7 protein-coding genes are annotated in these 6,384 nt (G+C 67.1%); 1 reads left to right on the forward strand and 6 read right to left on the reverse strand.

The window, feature by feature from the left end; all coding sequences use genetic code 11:
• Positions 1 to 5 precede the first annotated feature (5 nt).
• The 6 genes from miaB to OC446_RS12780 form a co-directional block, all read right to left on the reverse strand.
• Positions 6 to 1,364, reverse strand: a complete 1,359-nt coding sequence (gene miaB / locus OC446_RS12755; RefSeq protein WP_262029413.1) for a tRNA (N6-isopentenyl adenosine(37)-C2)-methylthiotransferase MiaB — start codon at positions 1,362 to 1,364, stop codon at positions 6 to 8.
• A 162-nt stretch (positions 1,365 to 1,526) separates the two neighbouring features.
• Positions 1,527 to 2,528, reverse strand: a complete 1,002-nt coding sequence (locus OC446_RS12760) for an adenosine kinase (protein ID WP_262029399.1) — start codon at positions 2,526 to 2,528, stop codon at positions 1,527 to 1,529.
• 71 nt (positions 2,529 to 2,599) lie between these two features.
• On the reverse strand, positions 2,600 to 3,007 hold the full coding sequence (locus OC446_RS12765) for a helix-turn-helix domain-containing protein (protein ID WP_262029400.1): 408 nt from the start codon (positions 3,005 to 3,007) through the stop codon (positions 2,600 to 2,602).
• Between the two features lie 6 nt (positions 3,008 to 3,013).
• The gene (locus tag OC446_RS12770) at positions 3,014 to 3,583 is read right to left on the reverse strand and encodes a Smr/MutS family protein (protein ID WP_262029401.1); all 570 of its coding nucleotides are present in this window, start codon (positions 3,581 to 3,583) and stop codon (positions 3,014 to 3,016) included.
• Entirely contained in the window at positions 3,580 to 4,695 is a 1,116-nt protein-coding gene (locus OC446_RS12775) for a murein transglycosylase A (protein WP_262029402.1), read from the reverse strand. Before OC446_RS12775 ends, OC446_RS12770 begins: the two co-directional genes overlap by 4 nt.
• 50 nt (positions 4,696 to 4,745) lie before the next feature.
• Positions 4,746 to 5,468, reverse strand: a complete 723-nt coding sequence (locus OC446_RS12780) for a Tim44/TimA family putative adaptor protein (protein ID WP_262029403.1) — start codon at positions 5,466 to 5,468, stop codon at positions 4,746 to 4,748.
• Positions 5,469 to 5,730: 262 nt separating this feature from the next.
• On the opposite strand from OC446_RS12780, the gene secB reads away from it, so the two are divergent.
• Positions 5,731 to 6,213, forward strand: a complete 483-nt coding sequence (gene secB / locus OC446_RS12785; RefSeq protein WP_262029404.1) for a protein-export chaperone SecB — start codon at positions 5,731 to 5,733, stop codon at positions 6,211 to 6,213.
• The last annotated feature ends 171 nt before the right edge of the window (positions 6,214 to 6,384 follow it).

Consider the following 6,384-nt stretch of genomic DNA (forward strand, 5'->3'; position numbering starts at 1 on the left):
AAGGGCTAGGCCGCTGCCTGGCTGCCCGGCCCGACCCATTCCCCGAACAGGCTGTTGGAACCGGCCTGCGTGATCCGCACCGTCACGACCTCGCCGACGGCATGGCGGTCGGTCTCGATCTGCACGGCCTGCAGATAAGGCGACTTGCCTGCCATCTGGCCCGGATGACGACCCGGCTTCTCCAAGAGAACGTCGAGGGTCTGCCCCACGGTTCCGTGGTTGAAGGCCTGCCGCTGCATTTCCAGCAGATTCTGGAGCCGGGCGAGGCGCTCGGCCTTCACGGCCTCGGGCACTTGGGCGTCGATCTCCGCCGCCGGCGTACCGGGGCGGGGGCTGTACTTGAACGAGAAGGAGCTGGCGAAGCCCACATCAGAGACGAGCCGCATCGTCTCCTCGAATTCCGCATCCGTCTCGCCCGGGAAGCCGACGATGAAGTCGGACGAGAGGGCGAGACGGGGCTGGGCCACGCGGATGCGCTCGATCAGGCGGCGGTACTCATCGCCCGTGTGCTTGCGGTTCATCACGTCGAGGATGCGGTCGGAGCCGGACTGCACCGGCAGATGCAGATAGGGCATCACGGCGGGCAGGTCCCGATGGGCCGCGATCAGCTCGTCATCCATATCGCGCGGGTGGCTGGTGGTGTAGCGAAGCCGGGCCATGCCGGGAACCTCCGCGAGGCGGTGGAGCAGGCGGCCGAGCGACCAGACGGACCCGTCCGGCCCCTCGCCGTGATAGGCGTTCACGTTCTGGCCGATCAGCGTCAGCTCGCGCACGCCCGCATCGGCGAGGCGCAGGGCCTCGTCGAGGATCTTGGCGACCGGGCGCGAGACTTCCGCCCCGCGGGTATAGGGCACCACGCAGAAGGTGCAGAACTTGTCGCAGCCCTCCTGGATGGTGAGAAAGGCCGACACGCCACGGCTCCGGGTCCTGGCCTTGCTCGGAGCGGGCAGGTGGTCGAACTTGTCCTCGATCGGGAATTCCGTATCGACGACCCGCTCGGAGCGCGACTTGCTCAGGAGGGCGGGCAGGTTGTGATAGTTCTGCGGGCCGACCACCACGTCGACGGCGGGCGCCCGGCGCAGGATCTCCTTGCCTTCGGCCTGAGCGACGCAGCCGGCCACCACGACCTTGGTCTCCTGGCCCGACGCCTCGCGCTCCTTCTTGAGCTCGCGCACCCGGCCCAGCTCGGAATAGACCTTCTCGGCGGCCTTCTCGCGGATATGGCAAGTGTTGAGGATGACGAGATCCGCATCCTCCATGGTCTTGGTCTCAGAATAGCCTTCCGTCGCCAGCATGTCCGCCATGCGCTCGGCATCGTAGACATTCATCTGGCAGCCATAGGATTTGACGAAGACTTTTTTCACGAGATCGGCCTGTCTGCTGGTCATCGGGCGGTGGAGGATGGACGCCGTTTTAAGCCTTTTACGCGTGCAAGAGAATAGCGGCGGTTTGGCTCAAGCGTCGGGCCGTCCCGGATTCCTCGTCCTCCCGGCTTTGCGGGAGGACGAGGAACGTCGGGTTCGAACTTAAGCCAACAGCCCTTCCTGCTGGGCCAGCTCGCGCAGGTTCGCCTGCGGGCGGGCGCCCAGGTGGCTGATGATCTCGGCGGCAGCCAAGCCTCCGAGGCGGGCGCAGTCGACGAGGTCGAGATTGTTCACGAGGCCTGCGAGGAAGCCCGAGGCGAAGAGGTCGCCCGCGCCCGTGGTGTCGACCACGCGCTCCACGGGGAAGGCCGGCACGGCCCTGGTCTCGCCGCGGGTCACGATCAGGGCGCCGTCCGCCGAGCGGGTGATGGCGCCGAGCAGGTTTTCCTCACGCAGCGCCGCCAGAGCACTGTCCGCATCCGAGGTGCCGTAGAGGCTCTGCAGCTCGTGGATGTTGGCGAAGAGGATGTCGAGGCTGCCGTCGCGCATGAGGCCGAGGAACTCGTCGCGGTAGCGATCGACGCAGAAGGCGTCGGACAGGGTGAGGGCCACCTTGTTGCCCGCCTCGTGGGCGATCTTTACCGCCTTGCGGAAGGCTTCCTTCGCGGCCGGCGGATCCCACAGATAGCCTTCGAGATAGACGATGCTCGAGGCGCGCACCGTCTCCGGGTTCACGTCGTCGGGCGTGAGGTTCTGGCAGGCGCCCAGATAGGTGTTCATGGTGCGCTCGCCGTCGGGCGTCACCAGGATGAAGCTGCGCGCCGTGGCCGGGCCTTCCTCGGCGGGCTTCACGTCGTAATGGACGTCGATGGCCCTGAGGTCGTGGGCGAAGAGCTTGCCGGTCTCGTCGTTCTTCACCTTGCCGATGAACCCGGCCTTCACGCCCAGGGAGGCGACGCCCGCCGCCGTGTTGGCCCCCGAGCCGCCCGAGACGATCACTGCCGGGCCCATGTCGCCGTAGAGCTCCTCGGCCCGGGCCTCGTCGATGAGCTGCATGGCGCCCTTGTGCACCTTCTTCTGGAGCAGGAAGGCCTCGTCCGTATGGGCGAGCACGTCAACGATGGCGTTGCCGAGGGTGAGGACGTCGATGCGGGTCTGGGACATGAGCCACCGGGGTTATGAAATGACGGGGCGCTTTCGCATCCACCGCCCCGGCGGTCAAGGCTCGCATCCGATCAGACCGTGTCCTGTACCGCCTGGATCGGCACGGGCAAACGCCTCTCGCGGGTCTGGGCCCTGTCGAGAACCGCCAGCATGTCCTCGAGTTCGCTTTCGGACAGGGACTGGATCTCGCGGGCGAGGCGGTTGGCCAGCAGGGTCGCCTTCGGGTCGCCGCCCGCCGTGTCGATCTTCACCTTGGGGTCGGAGAGATCGGCGAGGCGCTTCAGCTCGTCGGCCTCGTCCCAGATGATGTGGAAGTATTGCAGGACGCCCTGGATGAGTGCCCAGGTGGGCTTGCCGCGCTCGCCGCGCTCCAGAGCCGAGAGATAGGCGCTCGACACGCCGAGATGGGACGCCATGTCCTTCAACATCCGCCCGCGCTCCCGGCGCAGCTGCCGCACCCGTTCACCGAAGGGGGTCATGTGTGATTATCCCGCGCCCCGCCGACGGCGGAGCCTGACATAGAGTGCACCGGATCCGCCATGCTGGGGAGAGGCCTCCTCGAAGCCGATCACCACATGGCGCAGGTCAGGCAGACGAAGCCAATGGGGCACCATGCGGCGCAGCACCCCCCGTTCCTCGAACAGGCCGCCGGCCACGGCTGCGCCGCCCTTGCCGGTGATCACGAGGACGAGACCGTGGCCGGATCCCTGCGCCCGGTGCAGGAAGCGCAGGAGGGCGAAATGGGCCTCTTCCTGGCGCATGCCGTGCAGATCGATGACGCTGTCCACCTCCTTGCGGCCACGACGCAGGGCCTGGAGCGTCTTGCGCTCCACCGGGGCCAGTGGGGGCAGGGCGGGTTTCGCCGGGAGTGGGAGCGGGGGCAGAGCGACGGCCGGGGCCGCGACCTGCGGGGCAGGGGCGGTGGCGGGCTTGTCCTCGGGCTCCGGCTCGGCCGGAGGGCGCTTGCCCTTCATGGGTTTCACATGTCTGGACACATGGGACCAGAGCCGCTTCTCCTCGGAGCTGAGCTGGCGGGTGCGGCTTCGCTTGGTCATGAACGGGGTTTGGGCTGCAGGACGACGAACCGCACGGCATGGCGGAGAAGGCCGGCACGCTGCCCTGCCTCATCGCCGCTGCCGAAGAAGAAATCGCCCCGGGCCGGACCGACGATGGCCGAGCCCGTATCCTGGGCGATCATCAGCCGCCGCAAGGGTTCGGCCGTGTCCAGGGTCAGGGGCAATTGCCCCTCGAGCCAGACAGGGAGGCCATAGGCCCAAAGGGACCGATCCACCGCGAGGCTCCGGCCGGGCACGAGGGGCGTCCCGGCGCCGCCTATGGGACCGTCCTCGGGCGCGAGCTCGCCCGCCTCACGGAAGAAGATGTAGGATTTATTCCGCCGCATCAGGGCCTTGGCCGGTTCCGGATGGCTCTTGAGCCAGCCCATGAGCTTGTCCAGCGTCATGGTCTCCAGGTCCATCTCTCCCTGCTGAACCAGGAGCCGGCCGATGGACGTGTAGGGCCGGCCGTTGCGCCCGGCATAGGCCACGCGCATCACCGAGCCGTCGTCGAGGCGGATACGGGCCGATCCCTGGACATGAATGATGAAGGCCTCGCCCGGCTCGCGCAGATAGACGATGGGCTTGGCTCGCTTGCCCAGGGCTCCGTCCTCGATGGCGGCGCGGTCGGGATAGGGCTCGTAGCCGTCACGGGTGCGCCGGGCCGCCTGGAGGCTCTTGTCCAGACCCGGCAGGGTTTCGCCCTGCGGGATCGTGACGAGATCGTCCGGCCGGTCGAGCAGGGGGACGCGATAGGTGGCGTCGGGCGTGCGCGAGCCCTGGAATTCAGGCTCGTAATAGCCGGTCAGGAAGCCGCCGCCGGACAGGGGCGTGACGGCGACCGGCTGAAAATGGGTCTCGAAGAAGCGCCGTGCCTCGGCTCGATCGAGCGCGGGTGCCCTCAGGGCCTCACGGCAGACGGCCAGGAGGTCCGCTTGCGGCGCCTGGGCCGGGCGCAGGGTGGCGGTGCTGGCATCGAGGGCCCGGCAGGAGCGCAGAAAGGCCTGGAAGGCGGCGGCGTGATCGTCGGCCTCCCAGCCGGCGATGTCCTGGAAGGGCAGGGGATCAAGGCGCGCCTGGTCGGCCAGCGCCGATGCCCGTCCGGCCGACATGCTCAGCGTCCAGGCGAGGGAGCAAGCGAAGAGAGCCCGCCCGGCATGCCTCATTGCCCCGCTTCGGTCGCCACGAGCTGCCAGTTGGGATCGCGGCTGCCAAGGGTGCGGGCGAAGGTCCACACGTCGGTGACGTCGGCCACGGTCTCCGGGCTGCCGTCGACCACGGTGCCGGAGGCGTCGCGGGTTGCCGTGATGAGCTTGGAGAGGAAGCGCACGACGATCTGGGCCGTCTTGCCCTGGATCTCGGCGCCGGCCATCTCGGCCTTGTCGATGGACACGAAGGTGGTCTCCACCGTCTCGCCCCGGCGCTCGCGCTCGCTGATCGCCCGCTCGAAGCCTTCATAGACCTCCTTGGCGAGAAGATCCTTGAGGGTCTTGCGGTCGCCCTGGGCGAAGGCGGTCACGATCATTTCATAAGCCGACTTGGCACCTTCCAGGAACTCGGCCGCGTCGAAGCCCGGCTCCGCGCGGGCTATGCCGTCGAGGGCCAGGGAGGTAGGCGTGCCGGGCTCTGCGATGCCCTTCCAGCGCTCGGCCGAGGGGATTTCGGCCGCGGGACGGGCTCCATTGGCGCCGGGCAGGCGCACCACATTGTGATCGGGCTCGGCCGGCGCATTGCCCGGACGCAAGGGGGCATCCCGGCGCGACATCGGGTCGAAGGGCGGTTGCTCGTTGCCGGTCTTCTGCCCCAGAACGGAGCGCAGACGCCAGATCACGAAAACGGCGAGTACGATAAAAATGAGGGTCGTGATGTCGAAGGAATCCTGCATCGTCGATCCGTTGTGAGCCTGCCCGTGTCCGGTTGTCGCCGGACGTTGTGTGGAGAAGGCGAAGGTGTCATCCTTCGCATATGGGGTCTTGAGGTCGTAACATCCACCTCTGCCCCCGACAAGCGAATGAGTCGGCTGAAATCTTGCTTCATGTCGGAGAAGCTGATAGCGCGAAGATCCATGGCCCGAAGCGAGCCGGCGCTTTGCCTGACGACGTGTTTCGTCCGGGCCTGACAAGACACCCCTTAGGGAGCATGAACCCATGGCCGACAACCCGGCAAACAACGGAGCGCCCGCGCTCAACGCCCTTGCCCAGTACTGCAAGGACTTTTCCTTCGAGAACCCCAACGCCCCCCGGTCGCTGCAGCAGCAGTCGGAAGGCCCGCAGATCAACCTGCAGGTCAACGTGAACGCCAAGCAGCTGGCGGAGGCTGATTTCGAGGTCGACCTGACCCTCGAAGGCGATGCCAAGATTGGCGGCAAGGACGTGCTGTTCGCCTTCGAGCTGACCTATTCGGGCGTGTTCCGGATCCAGAACATCCCGCAGGATCAGCTGCACCCGGTGGTGATGATCGAGTGCCCGCGCCTGCTGTTCCCCTTCGCCCGTCAGATCGTGGCCGATGCGGTGCGCAACGGCGGCTTCCCGCCCCTCTACATCGATCCCATCGATTTCGTCGCTCTCTACCGCCAGCGCGCCGCCGAGGTGCAGGCCCAGCAGAACGGCAACGATCCGACGCTGTCGTAAGACTTCGATCCACCGACGGTCATCACGATCGGGCGAGGCGGCTTCCGTCTCGCCCGATTTTTTTGATTTCAGCCTCTCAGGATGAGGGCTGAGCTAGGATTCTTAGCGCATCGGACGGAAAAGTGGACCCGGTTTTCCGGTCCATCCGATGCGCCAGCCAAGAGAAGGAGC

Origin of the sequence: Microvirga sp. Mcv34, assembly GCF_024519725.1 — a bacterium.
In the GTDB taxonomy this organism is placed as follows: Bacteria; Pseudomonadota; Alphaproteobacteria; order Rhizobiales; family Beijerinckiaceae; genus Microvirga.